23 protein-coding genes are annotated in these 21,843 nt (G+C 41.0%); 8 read left to right on the top strand and 15 right to left on the bottom strand.

Annotation, left to right across the window (positions count from 1 at the left end; all coding sequences use genetic code 11):
- Positions 1-118: 118 nt before the first annotated feature.
- From MsAg5_RS07365 to MsAg5_RS07350, 4 genes are all read left to right on the top strand, one after another.
- Entirely contained in the window at positions 119-622 is a 504-nt protein-coding gene (locus MsAg5_RS07365) for a TrpY family transcription regulator (protein ID WP_338099997.1), read from the top strand.
- Positions 623-918: 296 nt separating this feature from the next.
- Positions 919-1,311 carry a 5-(carboxyamino)imidazole ribonucleotide mutase gene (locus MsAg5_RS07360; protein WP_338099982.1) on the top strand — a complete coding sequence of 131 codons (393 nt, stop codon included), beginning with the start codon at positions 919-921 and terminating at the stop codon, positions 1,309-1,311.
- Between the two features lie 66 nt (positions 1,312-1,377).
- Positions 1,378-2,286, top strand: a complete 909-nt coding sequence (locus MsAg5_RS07355) for an epoxyqueuosine reductase (RefSeq protein WP_338099981.1) — start codon at positions 1,378-1,380, stop codon at positions 2,284-2,286.
- A gap of 109 nt (positions 2,287-2,395) precedes the next feature.
- Positions 2,396-3,931, top strand: a complete 1,536-nt coding sequence (locus MsAg5_RS07350) for a sulfatase-like hydrolase/transferase (RefSeq protein ID WP_338099980.1) — start codon at positions 2,396-2,398, stop codon at positions 3,929-3,931.
- 598 nt (positions 3,932-4,529) lie between these two features.
- Here MsAg5_RS07350 and MsAg5_RS07345 read toward each other — a convergent pair.
- From MsAg5_RS07345 to MsAg5_RS07315, 7 genes are all read right to left on the bottom strand, one after another.
- The gene (locus MsAg5_RS07345) at positions 4,530-5,060 is read right to left on the bottom strand and encodes a DJ-1/PfpI family protein (RefSeq protein ID WP_338099979.1); all 531 of its coding nucleotides are present in this window, start codon (positions 5,058-5,060) and stop codon (positions 4,530-4,532) included.
- A 152-nt stretch (positions 5,061-5,212) separates the two neighbouring features.
- Positions 5,213-5,947, bottom strand: coding sequence for a DUF2110 family protein (locus MsAg5_RS07340; RefSeq protein WP_338099978.1), 735 nt, complete (start codon positions 5,945-5,947; stop codon positions 5,213-5,215).
- 82 nt (positions 5,948-6,029) lie between these two features.
- Entirely contained in the window at positions 6,030-6,704 is a 675-nt protein-coding gene (locus MsAg5_RS07335) for a hypothetical protein (protein WP_338099977.1), read from the bottom strand.
- Positions 6,705-6,959: 255 nt separating this feature from the next.
- On the bottom strand, positions 6,960-7,478 hold the full coding sequence (locus MsAg5_RS07330) for a hypothetical protein (protein WP_338099976.1): 519 nt from the start codon (positions 7,476-7,478) through the stop codon (positions 6,960-6,962).
- Between the two features lie 236 nt (positions 7,479-7,714).
- Positions 7,715-8,227 carry a hypothetical protein gene (locus tag MsAg5_RS07325; RefSeq protein WP_338099975.1) on the bottom strand — a complete coding sequence of 171 codons (513 nt, stop codon included), beginning with the start codon at positions 8,225-8,227 and terminating at the stop codon, positions 7,715-7,717.
- A 100-nt stretch (positions 8,228-8,327) separates the two neighbouring features.
- Entirely contained in the window at positions 8,328-8,804 is a 477-nt protein-coding gene (locus MsAg5_RS07320; protein WP_338099974.1) for a cupredoxin domain-containing protein, read from the bottom strand.
- A 57-nt stretch (positions 8,805-8,861) separates the two neighbouring features.
- Positions 8,862-9,404 carry a cupredoxin domain-containing protein gene (locus MsAg5_RS07315; RefSeq protein ID WP_338099973.1) on the bottom strand — a complete coding sequence of 181 codons (543 nt, stop codon included), beginning with the start codon at positions 9,402-9,404 and terminating at the stop codon, positions 8,862-8,864.
- 300 nt (positions 9,405-9,704) lie between these two features.
- Here MsAg5_RS07315 and MsAg5_RS07310 point away from each other — a divergent pair, with 300 nt between their 5' ends.
- Complete coding sequence (locus MsAg5_RS07310; protein ID WP_338099972.1) at positions 9,705-9,836, top strand: hypothetical protein; 132 nt, start codon at positions 9,705-9,707, stop codon at positions 9,834-9,836.
- Between the two features lie 417 nt (positions 9,837-10,253).
- Here the strand turns inward: MsAg5_RS07310 and MsAg5_RS07305 are convergent, their stop codons facing one another.
- Both MsAg5_RS07305 and ftsY read right to left on the bottom strand, forming a co-directional pair.
- Complete coding sequence (locus MsAg5_RS07305) at positions 10,254-11,426, bottom strand: tRNA (guanine(10)-N(2))-dimethyltransferase (RefSeq protein WP_338099971.1); 1,173 nt, start codon at positions 11,424-11,426, stop codon at positions 10,254-10,256.
- 5 nt (positions 11,427-11,431) lie between these two features.
- Complete coding sequence (gene ftsY, locus MsAg5_RS07300) at positions 11,432-12,640, bottom strand: signal recognition particle-docking protein FtsY (RefSeq protein WP_338099970.1); 1,209 nt, start codon at positions 12,638-12,640, stop codon at positions 11,432-11,434.
- Positions 12,641-12,771: 131 nt separating this feature from the next.
- On the opposite strand from ftsY, the gene MsAg5_RS07295 reads away from it, so the two are divergent.
- From MsAg5_RS07295 to MsAg5_RS07285, 3 genes are all read left to right on the top strand, one after another.
- Positions 12,772-13,893, top strand: a complete 1,122-nt coding sequence (locus MsAg5_RS07295) for an immunity protein Imm33 domain-containing protein (RefSeq protein WP_338099969.1) — start codon at positions 12,772-12,774, stop codon at positions 13,891-13,893.
- A 307-nt stretch (positions 13,894-14,200) separates the two neighbouring features.
- A complete protein-coding gene (locus MsAg5_RS07290) occupies positions 14,201-14,944 on the top strand; it encodes an SDR family NAD(P)-dependent oxidoreductase (RefSeq protein ID WP_338099968.1) in 744 nt (247 codons plus the stop codon).
- The gene (locus MsAg5_RS07285; RefSeq protein ID WP_338099967.1) at positions 14,934-15,065 is read left to right on the top strand and encodes a hypothetical protein; all 132 of its coding nucleotides are present in this window, start codon (positions 14,934-14,936) and stop codon (positions 15,063-15,065) included. Before MsAg5_RS07290 ends, MsAg5_RS07285 begins: the two co-directional genes overlap by 11 nt.
- A 157-nt stretch (positions 15,066-15,222) precedes the next feature.
- On the opposite strand, the gene MsAg5_RS07280 is transcribed toward MsAg5_RS07285, so the two are convergent.
- From MsAg5_RS07280 to MsAg5_RS07255, 6 genes are all read right to left on the bottom strand, one after another.
- Entirely contained in the window at positions 15,223-15,957 is a 735-nt protein-coding gene (locus MsAg5_RS07280; protein ID WP_338099966.1) for a 3'-5' exonuclease, read from the bottom strand.
- 66 nt (positions 15,958-16,023) lie between these two features.
- Positions 16,024-16,830 carry a UvrD-helicase domain-containing protein gene (locus MsAg5_RS07275; protein ID WP_338099996.1) on the bottom strand — a complete coding sequence of 269 codons (807 nt, stop codon included), beginning with the start codon at positions 16,828-16,830 and terminating at the stop codon, positions 16,024-16,026.
- A complete protein-coding gene (locus MsAg5_RS07270) occupies positions 16,811-18,571 on the bottom strand; it encodes an ATP-dependent nuclease (protein ID WP_338099965.1) in 1,761 nt (586 codons plus the stop codon). Before MsAg5_RS07270 ends, MsAg5_RS07275 begins: the two co-directional genes overlap by 20 nt.
- A gap of 210 nt (positions 18,572-18,781) precedes the next feature.
- Complete coding sequence (locus tag MsAg5_RS07265) at positions 18,782-19,090, bottom strand: hypothetical protein (protein ID WP_338099964.1); 309 nt, start codon at positions 19,088-19,090, stop codon at positions 18,782-18,784.
- Positions 19,091-19,103: 13 nt separating this feature from the next.
- Positions 19,104-20,414: a restriction endonuclease subunit S gene (locus MsAg5_RS07260; RefSeq protein ID WP_338099963.1), complete on the bottom strand. Its 1,311-nt coding sequence runs from the start codon at positions 20,412-20,414 to the stop codon at positions 19,104-19,106.
- Positions 20,414-21,832: a class I SAM-dependent DNA methyltransferase gene (locus MsAg5_RS07255; protein WP_338099962.1), complete on the bottom strand. Its 1,419-nt coding sequence runs from the start codon at positions 21,830-21,832 to the stop codon at positions 20,414-20,416. Before MsAg5_RS07255 ends, MsAg5_RS07260 begins: the two co-directional genes overlap by 1 nt.
- Between the last annotated feature and the right edge of the window lie 11 nt (positions 21,833-21,843).

The raw sequence follows: 21,843 nt of genomic DNA, 5'->3' as shown, positions 1-21,843 counted from the left end.
GATGTACAGAAATGTACAACTAACATCATTAATGAATAATTATACATCTAATTACATTTCAACGTTTTAATCATCATTTTTCAAATTTAAAAAAGATCAGCCGTCAGGAGGAATCGTTATTTGGGAACCGATTCGTATCAAATTCGAAAAATATCCGGCTCAGGAAAAAGTGGTGAAGCTGCTTTTTGAGCGCGGATTTCAGATCAACGCCGAAGGAAAAGTCGTTTCCGGAAACATTGAGATTCCGCACGTTCAGATCGGAAAAGAAGTGCGGGTCGACCGTCGCGTTGTGGACGCGACCGCCAAACACATTCTGGAAGATGAGATGCTGTACGATATTTTCAAAAACGTAAGATCCATTCCCTTTTTGGCGGACGTCGCCCCGCTCTTGAATTTGGGCGTGGTCGTCATCACGCCTGATGACGGCGCTGACGTCGGGATTATTTCCAACGTCACACGAATTATTTCCGACGCCGGACTCAGCATCCGGCAAGCCGTTTCCGACGACCCTTATTTTACGGAAAATCCAAGGCTGACGATCATTACCAATGAAAAAATTCCCGGAAATTTGGTGGAACGGATTTTGAAAGCCAACGGCGTTAAGGGTGTCAGCGTTTATTAAAACTGAAATGCCGGACGATTAAAATTTATATATTTTGTCGGGATACTTTCATCATACGAATTCAATTTTAATTGACATGAAATCAATTCTTGTTGTCCCAGCAACTTTTTAATCAATGAAATATTAGAAAAGCAACGGTCAACAGATAAATCATATTTTCAGAATAACAAAAATTCACATTATTCAATATTTAAAATATTCATATTATTCAAATTTAAAAATTTGATATTCAACATTTCAATTTATCATTTCAATTTATCATTTCATTATATCATAAAACAATGGTGGAATTCAATTTGGTTCAAGTTTCCGTTATTATGGGATCCGAATCTGACCGCGCGATTGCGGACAGAGCGGTTTCCGTTTTGGATAAAACGAGTTATACATATGAGGTCGTCGTCATTTCCGCACACAGAAACCCAGACGACTTAGACGCTTACATTAAAAACAGCGAAGCGCTTGTTTTCATTACAATTGCCGGTTTGTCGGCCGCGCTTCCGGGCGTCGTCGCATCCAAAACCAAAAAACCGGTGATCGGCGTTCCGGTGAGCGCCAAACTCGGCGGTCTTGACGCTCTTTTGTCAATTGCTCAAATGCCGCCCGGCGTTCCTGTGGCCAGCGTCGGTATCGACAACGGCGCCAACGGCGCGCACATGGCGGTTCGCATTTTGGATTTGATGCAAAAATAATATAAAATCAATACATAAATTGATACATAATTCATCCGATTCCTACCGTTTATTGAAGGGAAATATATGAAAACGTTATATCAACTTCTTTTGAAAAAACAAAAGAATCATATTCTTCCCGTCTTTGGTTTTGCACAGGCGGACGCCTGGAAATCCGATGAAAAATACCCGGTGCCGGCCGAATTTTTTCCGGAAAATGTTTTTCCGCCGGTAAAAACCGCCATTGTGATCGGCGTTTCTGTCAATCTTCCGATTTTAGAAACAACGCCGTCGGTTTATTATAACGAGCATTACAAGACGCTCAACGCTTTTTTGGATCAGGAAGCTCTCTTGATTTCTCAGTTTCTCAATGAAGAAGGCATGCCGAGCATGCCGATTTCAAGAGACGGCTACGCCGGCATTTCCGCGCTCAAGAAGGAACCGACGGCGGCTTTTTCTCACAAGCACGCCGCTTATTACGCCGATCTCGGAACTTTTGGCCGCAACAACACGATTCTGACGCAGGAGTATGGACCGCGGATTCGATTCACAACGGTTTTAACGACGGCCACATTGAACGAACTGGGTGTTCCGAACAAAAAAAAGGCAGCTGCAAAATCAAAAATAGAAACAAAAAATGAGCCGGCAAAGAATCTCTGCATCGAGTGCATGCTTTGCGTGCGTCATTGCCCGGCCGGCGCTATTTGCGGCGACAAAAAAATGCCGTACCCGCTCTCAAAAATTGACAAACAAAAATGCACGGCTCAAAGCGAACGTTTGGCTGCCAATGGAATTTCCCCGTGCGGCATTTGTATCAAGGTTTGTCCGATCGGCGATGATCGAAAACATTTCGGGCGAAAGGATTTGAGCGTTTACAGAATGGACGCAACGGCGCAAGACATGGAAAACACAACCGATGAAACCGATCAGAAAACAACTGAAAAAATCAAGTTGATCCAATCTTGGAACCATGTCCGAAAATATGGTCAGAAGTAATCTTTTTAAAAAACGATAGCGAGTGAGAATTCGCAAACAAATTATATTTATATTTTCCGATTTTGAGATTTTCAAACGGGTTATAAAGAATGAGACGCTGCTTTGTTTTATGTCTCAAAGAAAATTGACAAACGAATGGAAAACATTTTTTGTTTTTCTCTGCTTGCTGATTTTATTTTCAGTTTGCATTGGTATTGCTCTCGTCCATTTAGTGGATGCTTCTTCCGACGCTTATTATTCCGTTGATTTATCCGGCTCAGCCCCACAGGGCGGCGTTCTTTTGATTGTCGACGGGATGGGATCCGCCTACATTTTTCCGGAACAAAAACCGCAGACGCTGACCGGCGAAACCGGAAATAACGCGCGCCTGACGACGCTTCCCCGGATTTGGGCGGATGGTTTTCGATGTACGATGAAAGCGCCGCATCCGGTGACCGAGCTTGGGCATTCAACCGTCGTCGCCGGAAATACGGCGGCAGATTCCGAAATGGTCGGTTATTCCGGATCAACGTTGATGGATGTCTTTCGGAACGAGGATTTTTTGTGCATCGGCGTCATGCAGCGCGGCGATTTTATGTCTATGCGGCAAAAATTCGATATCATTGTTTACGATGAAACGAATTCGGTCAACAACATGAATTTTGCGATTCAGCGAAACGACCGGTTTGATTCGTCGACGGCGGAAGGGGCGCAGCGGCAAAAGATGATTGGAGAAATTGAAGCGGAATTTGAAAAACTCCAAAAGAACGCTTCGTCTTACGTTTCTTCCAAGGATACGGGTGACCGGTATGCCGGCTACAACCGGTGGGCGCTTGACGCCGCCTGTGCAGCGGTGACTGTTATGGAAAAATATCCGAATCAAAAATTTGTCGTGGTGATCAGCGCGGGCGCATCGGATTCGACCGGGCATTACCGCGGCTATTACGCTTATTTGGATTCGATTGAACGGCTGGACAAGGATTTGGAGACGCTTTTTAACAAATGCAAGCGGAACAATTTGGTTTTGTTTGTGACGGCCGACCACGGAATGTCTTTTGAAACGCTTGACAAAAAAGGCGGCGGGCACAGTTCCGGAAAGTACGGGAAATCGGTGGAAGCGACAACGGTTCCGTTGGTTATTTGGGGACCGAACGTGAAAAAAGGAATTGTTGGCTCTGATGTTGGTCAAGAAGACATTGCACCGACGTTTTTGTCGATGTTCGGGATTGCCGAACATCCGCGCCATTCTAAGGGAAATGTGCTGCCGGCCAAGGAAAAGTTGACGTTGTCGCTTGAATTTCCGGGAACGGAAAGCGTTCAAATTTTGAGATCGGGAAATGAGATTTTTTCATCGTCGGGTTACTCGAAATACGCGGTTTCCGGTTTGGAACCGGGAAGCTACACAATCAAATGGACCGGACAAAGCGGAAAATATACACAAACCGAGGCGACGGTTTTTGTTGAGAACGATTTGAGCAAAAATATGTCGGAATTTATTCGGAAATCAATGATAAAAACGAATTCTGATTCAGATTTGACAGAAAACAGCGGTTCGGCCTTTTCAGGCGGCGGCGTGTTTTCGAACAAATATGTGGCGGCCGTTTTGATTGTGTTGATTAATCTCATCGGCGGCGGCATTGCTTATAGGATTTATAAAAGAGAGTGAGAATCATTTTTTGAGAAATCCGAAATCGTTGACGAGTTTTTATTTTTGCGGCAGCAAAAATAAAAACCGTGCGGCTGCGAGATTCCTTTTGGAGCAAGGAATTATGTGTATTTGTGGAAACAGATTGGAAATAGGGAACAAGTGAGCAACTGTATTTATGGAAACAGATTGAAAATACGGAACAAGAAAGCAACTGTATTTGTGGAAACAGATTGAGAATACGGAACAAGTGAGCAACTGTATTATTGGAAACAGATTGAGAATACGGAACAAGAAAGCAACTGTATTGTTGGAAACAGATTGAGAAAACAGAACATGCAAGCAACTGTATTTGTGGAAACAGATTGAAAATACTGAACAAGAAAGCAACTGTATTGTTGGAAACAGATTGGGAATACGGAACAGGCAACATCTGTATTGTTGTTACTGAAAAATTCCAAACAGCCCCGCTAATTCAGACGCGTTTCGCGTCTGAATTTGCGGATTCCCCTAAGATTGACAGATGGAATTAGTAAATGAGAAACACAAACGGAAAACAGAAGTGGGGAACAGAAATGGGAACTGAAAAATATTAAAAAAAGAAAAACGAGCCAACCACTCATTTTTCAGTTTCACGAATTGCTTTTAAGACTTCTTCCCCAAAATCATAAGAAGCATCGGGTCCGTCTCCCGTAATCATCCGTCCGTCGCGAACGACATGCTCCGGCTTTAATTTCGAGCCCGCCGCGTTCAAAGCTGAAATGGCGTCCGGATCGTCAAAAACGGTGGCATTTTTGCCCGACAAAAGCCCCGCCTTGGCCAAAACCGCCGGTGCATTACAAATGGCGGAAACGACTTTGTTTTTGGCGTCCGCGTCTTTTAAAAGAGCATGAAGCGCCGAGTCATTCCACAAAAAAGCCTTCGAACCGCCGCCGCCGGAAATTGTAATCGCGTCGTAATCGTCGGCTTTGGCATCCGAAATCGTGATGTCGACGTTGTAAGAACCGCCTTTGACGCCCTGGGCGACGCCGAGTTTGGTCGAGGCAACAACAACCGTAAAGCCATTTTTTTCAAAGACTTCTTTGGGGTGGAAAAACTCTTCGTCGCGGAAGCGCTCGGGCGCGATAATCATTAAAATTTTATTTTTCATAGAAGACCTCCGATTTGATTTTCAAATTTGATTTTCAATGATGATTTCGAGAATGAATAGATAATGAATAGACAATATTCCGATGGATATTTTTATTTCAGTCACTTTATTTAAATCATTTGTCTCGTTCAACTTATAATTGAACGGATGATTTATTTCACACTTTTTTTATCCGCCAGCAGCACGCCCATTTGCGACGGCAGTAACTTTCCAATCGACGCCACAATTCCGGGACCGTCTGTTTTTTCGTTGCAAATGACGACGCATTCCATCAATCCGAGCCGTTCGACACCGTAAACATCCCGGCCGTGCCTTTTCTTTTTGAGCGCCGCTTTGACCTGGGAACGGGTGGCGTTGTTCAAAAAAATCCGGTCGGTCGACGACTTTTTCCACGTCCACCATAAATCAATTTGCTCTTTGGAAAAATTCACTTTTCCGACCGCCCAAAGCTCATCCGCCGGCACGGATCCGGTTGGAATTGTCACCGTGACCGGCAAATACGGAATCATGCCGAAGCGGGCGGCAATTTGTCCGGCGTTTCCGGCGCCGAGCGTTGACAGCGACATCGCGGAAACGATTGCATCAAATCCGATGTCAACGGTGATTTGGTCGGGCTCGATTTTTGAAATAAAGCCTTTGTACGTTTCTCCCGGGACGGCGTCGGATTTTTGAAGGGGCTTTCCGAATGCGTTGTACAAAAAGTTGGCGGAAACTTCCTCGTCGTCTCCGGAAACCATAACCGACAGATGTTTTTTCCCCGCGACTTTCGGCGACAAAATCTCAAAAGCAACGTCAAGGTCTTTAAACTCTTCGTCCATAAACGCTTTGAGCGATTTTTTCGCGTTTTCTTCGTGACCGTAAACCGGCTGCAATAATTCAATAATCATAAAATCAACAACGTTTTCAACATTATTTACATTATTTACAATATTTTATTTATTCAAAGATTCTAACTTTCCATCTCTTTTATTACTTCTCATACTCTTTTCCCAAATAAAAAGAATACTTCATAACGGCAACCCTGTATGACTTAACCAATTTCGGATCCGGATCTGGCAAGCCTTCAATTTCTTTGCCGATCATTTTGAGTTCACGGTCATAAGGCCCGAGTTTTCGAAGAAGTGTTTCCGAATCGGCGTCGGATTCCGTTTGTTCCTCATAAATCTCTTGGATTTTGTCTCCGAAAATTTCAATCCGGTCTTCCAGCGTGAGCGGTCCCACATATACTTTTTTCTCTTTCTTCCGTTCGCTTCCGCCAAAACCTGTTCCGTCTGCGCCGCCGGTTTCGGCATATGCGCCGGCAGACGCCGAAACTTCGGGCTCAGGATCCGGCTTTCGGGTCGGAACGTAGCCTTCCGGAAATTCAAAGATTTCGTCAGACAAAACGACTTGATGCGCCTGCGTCAAATTTTTTGCGTAATGCCAGCCTTTGGGCGTCAATTGAAGGAAGCGCGTCCGGCCTTCGAAAAAAGTGGAAATAAAACCGATTTCATCCAGCTTTTTGATGATTTTGTTGGTGTGTGCAAACGTTGAATCGATGTTTGCCGCCACTTCCGAAATGTACGTGACTTCTTTGTCATAAATAAAAAGAATGGAAAGACATGTTTTTTCTTGAAACAGAAATTTTTCAATATCGGGAATCATGGAAAATCCTCTTAATTTTAAAACAATGATGAGGAATAATATGTTTCATGAAACATATATGTTTTGATGAAATCAGAAAAAGAGCAAAGTGAAAAATGTTAACAAAAGAAACAAATTAAAAAAAAGAAAGAAATTTAAAAAAAAGACAGAAATTAAAAATGAAACAAAAAAAGTAAAAATGAAACAAAAAAAGTAAAAATGAATAAAAACATCGCTTCTGCGATGTTTTTCAATTCATTTACGAATGATCTGATTTTAAGTCACTGTGACCGTCAAAACATCACCGGAAGACATATAGAATGTGCCTGTGTCCGGATTGTAAAGGTCAATGTGGTAAACGCCGGGCTCGTTGAATGTGAAATAAATTTCATATTTGGCGTTGACTTGGACATCTTCAAAAGCGCCTTCCTCAGAGTGGTAGAGGTGGTTGTAAGGCGTGTTCATCTCGCGGTTCCAAACATGAAGCGTGTCGCCGACGGAGATGGATGTGTTGTGGGTGGTAAATTCACGGTTTTCCGCAATGATTGTTTGAACCGGTGTGCCGTTATATTCTCCCGGACGGGAAACAGTGACAGAACCGGGGCCCGGTGTGGTATTGTTTGTTGTGTTGTTGGTCGTGTTATTTGTCGTATTATTGGTTGTGTTGTTGGCCGGCGTCGTATTGTTATCCGGTGTGGTGTTGTTCGAACTGTCGACACAACCGGAAATTCCGACGGCAACCACAAGCGTGAGCAGTAATAAGACAAACGTCAGGGATTTTGCAGATTTCATCATATTTCCTCTTTTATAAAAAATCAAAGATTAAATGTATATTATAATATTTTAAGTCATTGGCTAAATTTATAAAAATATGGAATCAAAAACCAGAAATCAAAATTACACATATTGAAGAAAAGATGAAATGCATAAAAAAAGAAGAGGACCCTGAATTTTAAATAAAAAAGATTGCCGGCAAAGCCGGCATTATTAATTCAAATGATTGATTTGAATCAATTTTTATTTTTAAAAAATTAAGCGTTTGTAACAGTCACCGTCATTGTTCTGTTTCCGGTGGTGTCATAGAAAGCGCCTGTATCCGGGTTGTAAAGGTCAATGTGGTAAACGCCCGGTTGGTTGAACGTCATGTAGACCTCGTATCTCGGATTGTTTTGAATGTCTTCAAAGACGCCTTCTTCAGAGTGGTAAAGGTGTTTGTACGGTGAAACGTCTTCTCTGTTCCAGATGTGAAGAGTTTGTCCGGTTGTGATGCTGGGATTTGCGTTCATGAATTGTCTGTTTTTGGCCAGAACGGTAATCGCTGTATTCTTGTCGCCTGTGAATTGTTCCATGGTTTGAACAGTCACAGAGCCGGCAGATGGCGTTGTGTTGGTTGTGTTATTGGTTGTATTATTTGTGGCGTTGGTTGTGTTGTTGGTGGTGTTGGTCGAGTTGTCGCCGCCGATACATCCGGCAAGTCCGACCACGGAAATCAGAACCACAAGGGTTACTAAAATCATGAGTGTTTTGGATTTTGTGATTTGCATAAAATATTTCCCCGATATTGAAATGAAATTAAATTTCAAATAAATCAAATATTAAATAAATCAAACTAAAAATTAAAAAAATTGAAAAACCGTTTTTTATTTATGGTTTCGTCACCGTCACCGTCAAAACAGTATTGCCGGTCGTGCCGTAAAATGAGTTGGTATCCGGATTGTAAAGATCGATTTTGTAAGTGCCGGGTTTGTTAAATACCAAATAAGTGCTGTCAAGAGCGTTGACGCGGATGTCTTTAAAGGCACCGTCTTCCGAGTGGTAGAGGTGGTCGTAGTGCGCTTGATCTTCGCGGTTCCAAATTCGGACGGTCTCGCCGGTTTGAATGGTGACCGAAGAATTCACAAATTGACGGCCTTTTGCCAAAACGGTTTGGTCGGTAAATCCTTCATAATCGGAAGACGACCAAACGGTCACCGATTCTGAGCCGAAACCCGAACCGGATGAATTGGCTGTGTTATTGCCGGATGTATCGGACCCGCCGATACAACCCGAAAAGCCGGCAACGGAAAGGAGAATCAAAAGCAATAAAAAAGTAAAAAATGATTTTGAATGAATCATTTTCATATGTTAACCCCGTTGCTGTTTATTTAGTTAAGTTGAGATTTTATTGATGAAATTAAATTAAGTTACCTTGACCGTCAAAACCGCATTTGTTGGGTAGGGTTCGCCGGTGCTCGGATTGTAAATGTCAATTTTATAAGTGCCGGGCTGGTTGAAAGTGAAGTAAATATCGTATTTGATGTTGACTTTGGTGTCCGGGAAAGCGCCTTCTTCAGAGTGGTACAGATGTGCGAAGTTAACGTCTTCACGGTTCCAGATTCTGACAGTTTCGCCGGCACTGATGTTCACCGTGTTTGCCGAAAATTTGCGGTCCTTTGCAATGACGAGAACTTTGGGTGTTCCGTCAAATTCAGAGGTGTTTTGAACAGTCACCGTTTCACCGGATGGTGCCGGCGGTTCGGGTTCCGGGTTGGCCGGTTGAGCCGGTTCCGGGTTGGCCGGCTGGGACGGTTCTGTGGTCGGTTCTGTTTGATTCGATTGGTTGGACTGGTTGCTTTGGTTGGTCACGTTGTCGTCATCGCCGCCGAGACATCCGGCTGCGCCGACGGCGCCGATCAATAAAACCAATGCTAAGAGAACCATGAATGTTTTTTTCATTTGCATAAATATTCCTCTTTGAATGGATGATTCCCAATTTACTGTCAAAATATCGTTCGACGATATGATATTATTCGATAGACCGAATTTGATTCCATGGAAATAATATAGAATCATAAAACAATATAGGAACAGTAAATTGAAAGTTAATGAATATATGGGACTTTGGTATATAAGTGTTGTTCACCAAAACGCCCGACCGATATATAAAAAAGAAAATATTAAAATAATGGAAGCGGTTTTTTTGAAATAAAACCGGTTGATTCAAACCAGAACAAGACGCAACTGTATTGTTGGAAACAGAAGATGCAAACGGCCCCGCAAAATGCAGATGCGAAGCATCTGTATTTTACGGATACCGTTCAGCAGATACAAATTGAACAGCAAGCGGCAGATGCAGCTCAGTTCCATAATCTGCGGGTGCAAACTGAAATCTAAAAACAGTCACCTGTAGGTGCAATCTGAATTTGTAAATCACTGCATCTTACTGATCGGAATCCGCAAAATACAGACGCAAAGCGTCTGATTTTGCGGGATGGTTTACACAATAAATATGAATAAATGAAACCCAAACTTTTAGCGACCGAAGGGAGCCGTTTGCGAAGCAAACTTACGGAAACGGACTCCCACCGCCCTTGAAAAATTCCTAGCGAAGCGACGGAATTTTTGCGTCAGATTTTGCGGGTTGGTTTGCTTGAATTTGAAAAAATCTACAACGTCATCTTCTTAACTCAAAATCAAAAACAATGGGCAATTTTCAAAGATTTGAAAAAGAATGTGTCGCCATAACGCGCACGCCTGCTGCCGCCAAAAAAACAAAACAAAAAAGGAAATTAAAAAAATGAAAACGAGAAATTATTCCAACAACTTCTTTTTAATTTCATCAATCGGCGCGTCTGTTTTAAAAGACGTTCCTGAAAAATGCGTTCGGGTTGCAATATATCCGGCGGTCCGCAACTTTTCCAAAAACGGTTCGATCGGCGGCGCCGAGATTTTCAATTCTTCGCAAAACATGTGCTGGTCATAGAAAAACGGAAGATCGGCTTCGTTTTTGCAAGATTCAACGAGCTTTTTGGCAGGCTCTTTTTTGTTGAGCGGCATTTGATCAAGCATGCTGATAACGTCGCTGCAGAACTGTTCTTCTCGAAGTGGTCCGAGCCAAAGTGGACCGGCGAGTTTTCGCTTGCTTCCGCATTCGCACGTTTCCGACATAAAAACGGCAAGACCATTTTTGGTTTCCCGATTATTACAATGCGGGCACCACGCTAAAAATCCGAGATTTTGAAGCGTTTGGTCGGCACGGCCGGCGCCATGCAAAATTTCGGCATAAACACGGACGTAGTGCCGCGTTGAATGCGACAACAAAGGACGAATTCCTTTGTCAAACTTGGCGGTTTCGCGGGCAATGCTGCCGAGCAGAATGCGAAGCCCCATTTCACTGTGAAATTCATTGTTGAGCGGAACAGCATCATATTTGCGCATGCCGGATTTGAGATGGGCACCGCAAAGCGGAGCGGTATCGGTAGCGGTCACGCCGAGAAGAAACGTTGCCGACATGGCGGCGGCGTCCAAAAACGGAGACGGTGTGCCGAACGGATCAATGTCGACGATGGCGAATTTTTCCCGACAGAGAAGAACGTTCGCGTCTTCGCAAACGGCAGAGGCGTTTTGGAGATTATTTTCAGTGATGTTTTTTTGAATCAAATTGACAGCTTCCGGTTTAATATCGTTGAGAACAACGGAAATGCCGACTTCGTTGGCGATCCGAAGACCGCGGATGCCGGAGGCGGAAAAGGCGTCCAGATACCGGATGTTGATTTTTTCAAAGCCTTTGCGTTCGGCCAACCGGCCGACAAAAACGGAGGTTGCCGCCACATTGATGTCGCGGTTCATTTCCATTTCCGGATTGTAAAAAACAGAAACCGAGGCGGTCGGGATTTTGACGTCGTTTTCAGCCGGCACCAAAACGTTTGTCGTGCCTTCTTCGATTTTCAAAAAACCCGCCGCCGGTTGATCTTTTTCATCCATTTATTTTAATCCTCAAAGATTTTGTTGACAAACCAAACCGGGTCGAACTTCATCAAATCGTCATAGTTCTGGCCGACGCCGAAAAAGAGAATCGGTTTTTGCGTGATGTAAGCAATCGAAATGGCGGCGCCGCCTTTGGAATCGGCGTCCAGTTTGGTGAGAATGGTGCCGCTGATCGCAACAGCGTCGCTGTACTGGGACGCGCGCTCGACAGCATCGTTTCCGGCGGTTGCTTCGTCAACGAAAATGACGAGATCCGGATTTCCGACGCGGCAAATCTTTTCCAGCTGCGCCATCAGGTTGACGTTGGTGTGCATGCGGCCGGCGGTATCGGACAGGAGAACGTCGATTTTGTGCGCTTTGGAATATTGAAGCGCGTCATAGATGACGGCAGCCGGATCCGAGCCTTCTTGGTGGCGGATCGTTTTGACGCCGAGGCGGTCGGCATGGATTTGAATTTGGTCAATGGCGCCGGCACGGAACGTGTCGCCGGCAGCGATGGTAACAGTTTTTCCTTGCTTTTGGAGACGGTTCGCGATTTTCGCGATGCTGGTGGTTTTGCCGGTGCCGTTGATGCCGACGAAAACGATGTGCGCCGTGGTTCCTTTTTTGGATTCGATGAACTCATCAAAATCGAATGTGTTGGCGGACATCACGTCAAGAATAGCGGTTTTCAGCGCGTCTTCAACGATGTTGCCGGTGTTTTTGCCGAACTTCTTTCTGGTGCCGGAAAGCTGGTCTTTGACGGAAGCGACAATGGCGTCGGTCACGGAAAGCGCGAGATCGCTTTCGAGGAGCGCGATTTGAAGGTCCATGAGTGGGCCTTCGAGATCGTCGTCGTCGAGAATCACTTCACGGTCGAAAACGAGCGCTTTGGCGCGTCCGAAAAAGCCGACTTTCTCTTTTTTACCGGTTTTAGTGTTGACGGTCTCGGCTGTGATTTCTTCTTCAACAGCCCATTCGTCGCCGGATTCTCCGGCGACGGTGGTTTCTTCCGTGATAATCATTTCTTCTTCAATCGGCGCTTCTTCAACAGTGGCGGATTCTTCGGCGGCTGTTTTTGATTCAGCATTCTCTTCAATTGTTTCTTCTGTCAAGAGAAGCTGCTCTTCTGTCACAACTTCCGGATTGTCGAGCTCAACCGCCTTTTCGTCAATGGTTTTGTTCAAGGATTTCGTAAATCCTTGAAGTTTTTCCTTTAATTTTCCGAACAAAAAAATGTCTCCTGAATTTTTTATTTTTGGATGATTTTATGAAATATAAAGTAATGCGAAATCGAATATAAAAAGCCTTCAATTTGGATAAAATCAAATCAATTATATATCTTGAACCGCGTTTTCGATTTATGACAAACGAAAATGAAAATAACAATTTACCGCACGCGGATGACTTTGAAATAGAGAATTTCAACGAAAACGGTGGCGAAGATGTCGGCGACGACACCGACTTCGAATTTTCTCCCGAACTCTACGAAGAAGACGAGCTCGCCGCTGTCGAAGAACACATTGAAACCTATTTCGGTCCGTTTGAAACTGTTTTCCATGAACTCGTCTCGCCCGACATTCACGTCGACATTTGCGTGATTCCGCCGGACAAAAACATTGGCCGGGACTTTTATACGCTCGTCACGACCGGCATGGGCGCTCACCTCATGAATGCGCCCCGAGAACTCGACGACATGAAACTCAAGCGTGCGGAAATGATGGTCACGCTGCCGGCCGACTGGGATATTCAAAACAGCGACGAAAAATATTATTGGCCGCTGCGCTGGCTGAAAATTTTGGCACGTTTGCCGATCAACAGCGATACTTGGCTCGGCTGGGGGCACACGATTGCCAACGGCGGTCCGTTTGCCGATGACACGGAGCTGGCCGGCGTTTTGCTGCTGAATCCGTACACCGACGACGGCCACGTTTGCGTGCTTCCGGGCGGCGACGACGTGAATTTCTACCAGATTATTCCGATTTATGAAGAAGAAATGAATTACAAGATGGAAAACAGTGCGGAAGCGCTTCTCGATCTTTTCGGCGACGCGGACGATGACGACGCCTTGGATCACGTGATTGACGTTCACCGGCGAAACGTCTGTCGGTTTGATGCGCCGCCGGTTCGCCGGCAGAAGAATTTCAAAATCGCGACAGAAGACATTCAACCGTTGTTTGATTGGAACGGACCGATCGGCTGCATCGCGACCGACCGGATTACGGTCGACGGTTTCCGCGTCGGCTTTATGTACCGCGAGGAATCGGATTATCCGGAAGACAGCGGCTGGCGCTTTTTTGCGGGAGACGAATCGGATGATTATATGGCGGACGCGGCGAACTCGGATGTTTATTCGTTGAATACGATTGCGAATTATGATCCGGAGATTATGGAATTTTTAGAGGCGGGGGTCGGGTCGGCTTTCTTCAGAGGAGAGGACGGGACGTTTTTGAAGGACGAAGGATGGCGAAAAGAAGAGGAATAAAAAGAGAGATCATGACATTTTGTGATGATTCGTTATAATTGGGGACAACAAAAACCATTCGTCATCATTCGTGACAACTGTTTATTGAATCTCCCGGATATGATTTGTTGAAAGGATTGTGCGGATCAAAAGGACCGATTTTATCACAATTGATCCTTTGAATTGAACAAAAGCTACAAATAGACCGACAAAAATAGTAAATGTCAATCGATCAAATCGCATGGCGGTAAAACCATGGGAATCGAAGTTGTCAAAGTATTAAAAGTGTTAAAAGTATTGATCGGTTACAATCGTTTGGAGGTAAAACATGGGTAGATTAGATGGTAAAGTTGCCATTTGTACGGGTTCAACATCCGGAATGGGACGCAGCACAGCTTATTTATTTGCGAAAGAGGGCGCGAAAGTCGTTGTGACCGGCCGAGACGAGAAAAGAGCGCAAGAAGTCGTTGAAAACATTAAAAAAGCCGGCGGCGAAGCGATGTATGTGCTCGTCGACATGACGGATCTCAATGACATCAAAAAAATCATTCCGAAAACGGTTGAAGCCTACGGAACGGTCGACATTCTCTTCAACAATGCCGGCATGCTGAGTCTCACGCCGATCACGGAGATGACGCTGGAAGAGTGGAACCGCGTGTTCAGCGTGAATCTGACCGCCGCCATGCTGCTCGCCCAGCAGGTTGCGCCGATCATGAAGAAAAAAGGCAAAGGATCAATCATCAACACGTCGTCTGTTGCCGGATATGCCGCCCACTTCGGCCCGGTCGCTTATTCCACATCGAAACACGCCATGGAAGGCCTCAACAAGGCGATGGCCAATGAGCTCGGTCCCGAAATCAGAGCCAACTGTATTGCGCCCGGCGCCATCGTCACGGCCATGCTGGACCAAGCCGGCGGCGAGGCCGCCGTCAGCTACATGATCGACGGCGCGCCGCTCAAAAGACCCGGAAAACCCGAAGAAATCGCCACCGTTGCTTTGTTCTTCGCCACGGACGATTCATCGTTCGTCACCGGACAGAGTCTGAGAGTGGACGGTGGATTTGAGTGTTGAAGATTTGGGATTAGAAGTTATAAATGTTGATTATTTTCTCAAATCAACAATGTTGTATGTCGAAGAAGATGTCCTTGGGATGTCTTCTTCTGAACTTTTTTTGAAAGAGAGAATTGGATGAGTTTCTTATTCTTTGAATTCAGATACTTATCATTGAATACGATTGTGAATTATTATTCGGAAATTGTGGAGTTTCTATCTGAAGGGATTAAGGTGGCGTTTTTAGAGAAGAGGATGAAACGTTTTTGTAAAGGATGAGGGTGGAAGAAAGAGGAAAATTAACCTTCCCAATCAATATTGCATCTTAAAGAAGGCAAATTATAAAATTTTAGAAATGAAGACTCTTCTGCGTTTATATAAGTGCCATACTGTTTACTGAATCGCTTATTACCTTGCATAATATAGCAAACTTCTTTTGAACGTGTTATTCCTACATAATGAAGATTTAAATCTTGAATATAATTATCTTTTGAGCATTTTTCACGAGGAAATATCCATTTATATAAATCTAAAAGAAACACAGCCTTGTATTCCAACCCTTTTGATTTATGGAGGGTTAAAATACATATCTGATTATCATCTGCGGGCTTAAAACTTGATCTCTGATTATAGTTTAGAAGGATTTGTTTTAATTTCACAACAACTTCTTCATTTTTATATTTAGGGTATACCATCTCTGCCAGAAGAATAATGAGACTTACATTATTAAACAAATCCGTGTCCCTTAAGGAAAAAAGTTTGTTAACTACATCTAAGGCCTTAAAATATGATTTGGATTGATATTCTCTGTCGAAATATGCATTTACAAAATCAATACCATAAATATTTTTGTCATAATAACATCTCAAAAAATCGCAAAAAAACCTTGCCCAATAAGAACTGAATCTGTCTAATTCTGTATCAATAAATAGTTTAGATGGTGTTTTGAACAAGAGATGTACTTTTTCAGCCGTTTCATTTTTTCTACACAAAACTGCTATATCATTTTTATGCTCAATGTTATACTTTTTCATTATATTTTCAATATTTTCATCAATATATCTTACTATTTCTGTTTCATTTCCATTAACATATACATTCTACATGCGATAATCGTAATCAATTGAATCTATGCTAATACCCATCAACGCTAAAGAATAATCTGAAATTGACTTATGACATCTGCGATTTTCTGTTAATTTAAAATGTTTAAAATTAGGATTTGACATTAAAGATGAGAGAAACTTTGAATAACGATTACTAAAGGCATAAATAGCTTGATCTAAATCCCCAACTGCTACCCCAATGATTCCGGCATTGACAAGTTTTTTAAAAATCGCATCCTGGGCCTCACCACAATCTTGATACTCATCTATGAAAATATGTGTGTATCTAGACTTAAGATATTCTAAACATGCTGGAACATTATTTAAAATAAAAAGAGCGGTTTCTCCACATATATCCAAAAATATATGTCCTTCTTTTAAAGATTGAGAAAGCAAATCCATATTCGATTGTGAAACTTCTTCATTAACATTTTCAAGAGATTTTAATTCTTTATATATTGGATAATCATTTAAAGTAGTTTTGACTTCAAATAGGTTTATTTGATTAGTAAAATGCTTTGAAAATGGTCGAATAATTTCATTAATACAAAATCCATCAATTGTTCCATAAAAAGATTTTTTCTTAGGAATTTCACGTCTTTTTGAACGAATTGAAAGTTCATAGCTTGACTTCTGAGTAAAAGATATTGCGATTACTCCTTGATAACTTAGCAATGAGTCGGAAATAATTTTGATTTTTTCTATAATTGTAAAAGTTTTTCCACTTCCAGGTTTTGCCGTAACAACAATATTACCAGATTCATTGATAATTTTTTCTTGTTCAGGGGTTGGCTTTAACACCAAGTGGATGCACCTCCGGTGCAATTAAAGAAACTAACTTTTTTAATGGCAACAAAATATCATCATTTTTCAAAATATAGAGGGTATCATAATGTTTTTCAAGATATTCTAACATGTTTTCAGCTTTATTTTTTTGCATTCTTTTAACGATGGAATTATTATCCTTTTCATTATAATGTATTGATAAACTCAATTTTAATTTTGATTCAACAAGATCATATTCCAAATCTGTATTTGATAAAAAAATATTAAATGTTTTTAATTTTTCTCTCATCGTTTTATTTAATTCCAAAGATTCGGGTGGAATCTGTGACGTATTCCACTCATTTTCAGATTTATTTTCAATCCAATACTGGCTAATTGGATCCTGACGAGACGAAGAGATTAACTCATTGTATATCCCAACCGCCCTAGAAAGCCCAGAAAACTTAGATGTTCCGTCTTTAAAATAAATATCATTATCTGTCCTCATTACAAAAGGAATATCTAAAGCTTTACAAACTTTGATGTAAGGTTTAAAACTAATTCCTTCAACCGAAATTATAGATAAATTAAATCTGTCAATATCAATTCCTATTTTTTGAGAGAGAGCCGTATAAAACATTTTTTCAGAAGGACCTTCGACTAGAAAAACACCATTACAGAAAAATAATTCGGAAGTAATTGCATTTAATCGATATCCAAAATCTTCAAAGGTCATTCCTAAATTTTTACTACAACCACCTTGAGCAACGCAACTAATCTTGTTTTTTGCATATATTCTTACAATTTTATCTGGCCGAAAATTTGAAGCAATGTGCGGAGAATGAGTCGTAATTAATACCTGTTCTTCAAAAATGTCTAGCAAATATTTTGATAACTTACGTTGTTGATGCGGATGAAGATGAGCTTCAGGTTCTTCTATAGCGAATATAGTAACTTGAGCTGAAGATTTTTGCATCTTTTGCTTAGATGACCAAGTTGCTAAAAATATCTGATTATTCCGTCCATCACCGCCCAAAAGTAGAGGGCTTTTATCGGTAGATAAATATGCAAGATCTAAATTATCAAGCATTTTTTTTGCATCATTCTTTCCAGCAACAAAACTAATATTCTGATCTTCATTATGTACTGAAAGTTTGTTTAACTCATCGTTAACTATTGAAAGTGCATTTTTAATATAATTTAAATTGTCTACCTTTTCATTAATTTCATTCAAATCTTTCTGTATATCTTCAATGGAATTTTGGTCATTCAGAAAATCAGAATCATTTAAATTGTCTTTGGATGTTGCTAAAAGTTTTGCACGTTCACGTCGAATAAAAGAGTATAAATCTCGATTAGTGTCGACATATTCAATACAAATACATTTTAAATAATTACGTCCCTGTTTCAATTCCAATAAATTAATATCATATCCACCATAAATTTGGTAGTTTCCCTTTTTATTATTTTTATAGCGAATATATGTTTTACCATCTTTAATGTCTCCACCGAAATGACTTTTTAAACAATCTTCCACGATTCCAGAGAGACACACCGTAATTTCAATTTCATCAGCCTCTGTATAAGCATTATAATCAGTATCATATAACTCTAAATCATTTTCATTCAAACTTTTGTCAAAAATAATTCTTAAAGCATAAATAAAATTTGTTTTACCAATATCATTTGCTCCAATAATAAGAGTTTTATTTGTAAGATTTATTGTGGTATTTTCAAAATTTCTAAATCCCTTAATATTTACTTCAGAAATATACATTCAATCCCCCATAATTTAAGCTTGTTGTGACTCGATGTTGATTTGATCTATAAGAAGTGTCATAGAACTCAAACAATATTTTATTTGAGGGCGATAATTATTCCATTCTAAAAAAGGTTTATTTCCATGAAATATATTATTTCGATATCTAGAAATTACGTATAACAAAAGAGTCATTTTTTCTTTTTCATTTAAATCGCAATACTTTTTCTAAATAATTCTATCAACAGGAATGTAAGATTCATCTTTCTTAAGATGTGCATATAATGAAATATTTTGGTAACGTTCATGAAAATGTTCAACTATAGATTCAAAATTAGCTACATTAATTTGTTGAAGTCTACGATCTATGAATGTTTCAATGCTGCTTCTCTTAAAAGACCCATCAAAAAGTTTTTGCTCAAAAATTGTCCAAATCATAAGAAAAGAAAAAACAGTTTCATCCTTCAATATTTCCCTTATTACATATGGTTCTGTTCCATATTTTTTTGAAATCCATTTATATATATCTTCTGTCAAAATAAATCCCCCTTTAATAATTGATTCGATCATCATTTGGATTATTTGTCCCCAACTTTCCTCGAAAAGCTTTTGCCAGAATTGATTTTTTTATCAAATCTATTTTTTCAATGATGTCATAAAGTTCAAAAGCATGGTTTTCCTTTTCAAAAATTCCATCAAGAATATGGACAATTTCTTGTTGCTCAAAAATATCTGGAAGTGACAATGAATAGTTCTCTAAGAAGCTTCTTGGAACCCTCTGCTGACCAACTGCACCGGTCATATCAGCTTGTGCTTCATCTCTAAACTTTTGATTTCGAACCATATAATGCAAATATCTGCTATTTAATTTTGGAGAACATCTGAGGACATAAAATTCTGTAGAACCGAATCCAATATTGTTAACCAATGGACCTACAATGGCAGATTTACCATTCTCCATACACGGCGTAATCTTTGCAAATATGACATCGCCTTCACAAAAATTTGTATATCCTTTTTTAACGTCACCCAAGTGCTTAATTTGCGGAGTTTCAATTTTTCCAGAAATTTCAGATACAGCAGGCATTGGAATAAAAGAAACATCTAAATCGTCAACACATTTACTTACATCACTTTTGGGAGGATTAATAGTGCATACTTCTCCGAGGGTATGAACGCTCCAATTATCTATCGATATATCATTTTCTTCACGCCACTTCGCCGTCAACTCCCCCTTAAAAGCCTTATGAAGAATGGCAGCCTTACGCTTTTCAAAAGAGTCTAAAGCGTGTTGAACAAGTTCCTTTGCTTGATCAAGTTTTTCAAAAAGGGTTTCAATTCTCTCGACGATGCGTTGTTGTTCAGCCAATGGAGGAAGAGGGAAAGGTATAGAATTTATGGTTTTTGTAGATAAATGTTTAACAGTAACACTCGGAGTACTAGAGTGAATTTTTAATAAAGGCATTGGTAAATAATACAAGAAGTAACTATCAATTAGAGCAGAATTAGCCGATTTAATCTTACAAACCCGCTGATTAAGATAAGCTTTCTCACTTTTCCAAGTAGCAACGTTAAAATCTCCATCCATTCCAATTAAAATGTCACCAAAATTGATAATATAAACGTCATCACATTTTTGTGACGTATATGTTTCAGTAAATCCACGGACCACATCCCGGATTCGTATTAATGGAATACCCATTCTTGGATCCGGAGAAAATGAATCTGATTCAAATGGAAAACCACTCAATATCTCAACAAAATTACCCAATCTCACCCAAGTCCAATTTTCTGGAATATTATATGGTTGCTCATCTTCAGGAACTAATATTTGATTTACAGATAAGTTCTGCTTTGCCATCAACGCTCACCTTCAAGACTTTTCAGTTCCTTAACAACGCTTTTAATCAAATCAACAGCTTCTTCAAGATCAGCAATAATTTCTTCTCCACTTTCAATCGGGTCTTGTAAATCATCATAATCCAAAACGCTGTCATCGCGAATTAAACCGATATCAAGACTATTGTTTTTGGCTTTGACTTGTTCTCTTGTAAAACAGGAAAAGCGTTCATCTTCGATTTTGGAACGGTCTTTGGCAGTGTAAGCTTTAATAAAATCAACAAAATGCTCTTTGTTTAACGGGTTTGTTTTTCCAAAAGAAGGCATGTTTGTTCTCAGATCATAAATCCAAACAGTTTTGGTGCTATCCTTGTCGGATTTTCCACGCGTGAAAAACAAAACATTTGTCTTGACGCCTTGAGCATAAAATATACCGGTCGGAAGCCGGAGAATCGTATGAAGATTGCATTTATCCATTAAGTCAACGCGAATGCTTTCACCGTCACCGTCGGCAAAAAGAACGTTGTCCGGAAGAACAACGGCTGCGCGGGATTTTCCGTCATGTTTTAAACTGCGGTAAATGTGTTGAAGGAAATTGAGCTGCTTGTTGGATGTCGGATATGTGAAGTCGTCACGGGTTGCACGCTCTCCGCCTTTTTTGGTTCCAAATGGCGGATTTGTTAAAACCACATCAAAACCATTCATATCTTTTCCCATTGTGGAAAGCGTATCGCCAAGAAGAATTTCTCCTTCAATATCGTGAAGCATAGCGTTCATGAGAGCCAAACGGTGCGTGTCATGAACCAATTCACAGCCTGTAAATGCTTTCTCTTTTTGGAACTCTTGCTGAGTAATAGGAAGATCAAAAAGTTGATTGTTATTATCTTTGATATAACGGTCGGCTGCAATCATGAAACCGAAAGTCCCGCAAGCCGGGTCATTACAAAGTTCTCCCGGTTTTGGATCGGTTAATTCAACCATCACATCAATCAAAACACGAGGTGTAAAGTATTGACCGGCACCGGATTTCTTTTCGCCGGCATTTTTCTCCAAAAGACCTTCATAGAGGTTGCCGAGGCCTTCTTCTTTAGCAGAATACCAATCCAAAGAATCAATGGTTGTAATCAGTTTTTCAAGATTTTTCGGCTCGTCAATGTTGGAACGGGCGCCGGAATAAATTTCCTTAATGCGACCTTTTGTGTTTTCACCCAAATGGTTCAAAAGATCGTTGTAAAACCGTTTCAAGTCAACGCCTTGCTTATTCACCAAATTGTCCCAGCGGTATTCTTTAGGAATGGAATCTTCACGACCTGTTTCTTTGGTCATTTTCAAAAACAAAATGTAAGTCAATTCGGTGACGTATTGATGATAAGTAATACCGTCATCCCGAAGAACATTACATAAATTCCAAAGCTTGGCAACGATTTCCTGATTGTTCATAGTGAAAATTC

Source organism: Methanolapillus africanus (genome assembly GCF_032714475.1).
GTDB lineage: Archaea > Halobacteriota > Methanosarcinia > Methanosarcinales > Methanosarcinaceae > Methanolapillus > Methanolapillus africanus.
Note: the sequence above shows the minus strand (reverse complement) of the source record. Positions and strands in the feature narration are given on the sequence as shown.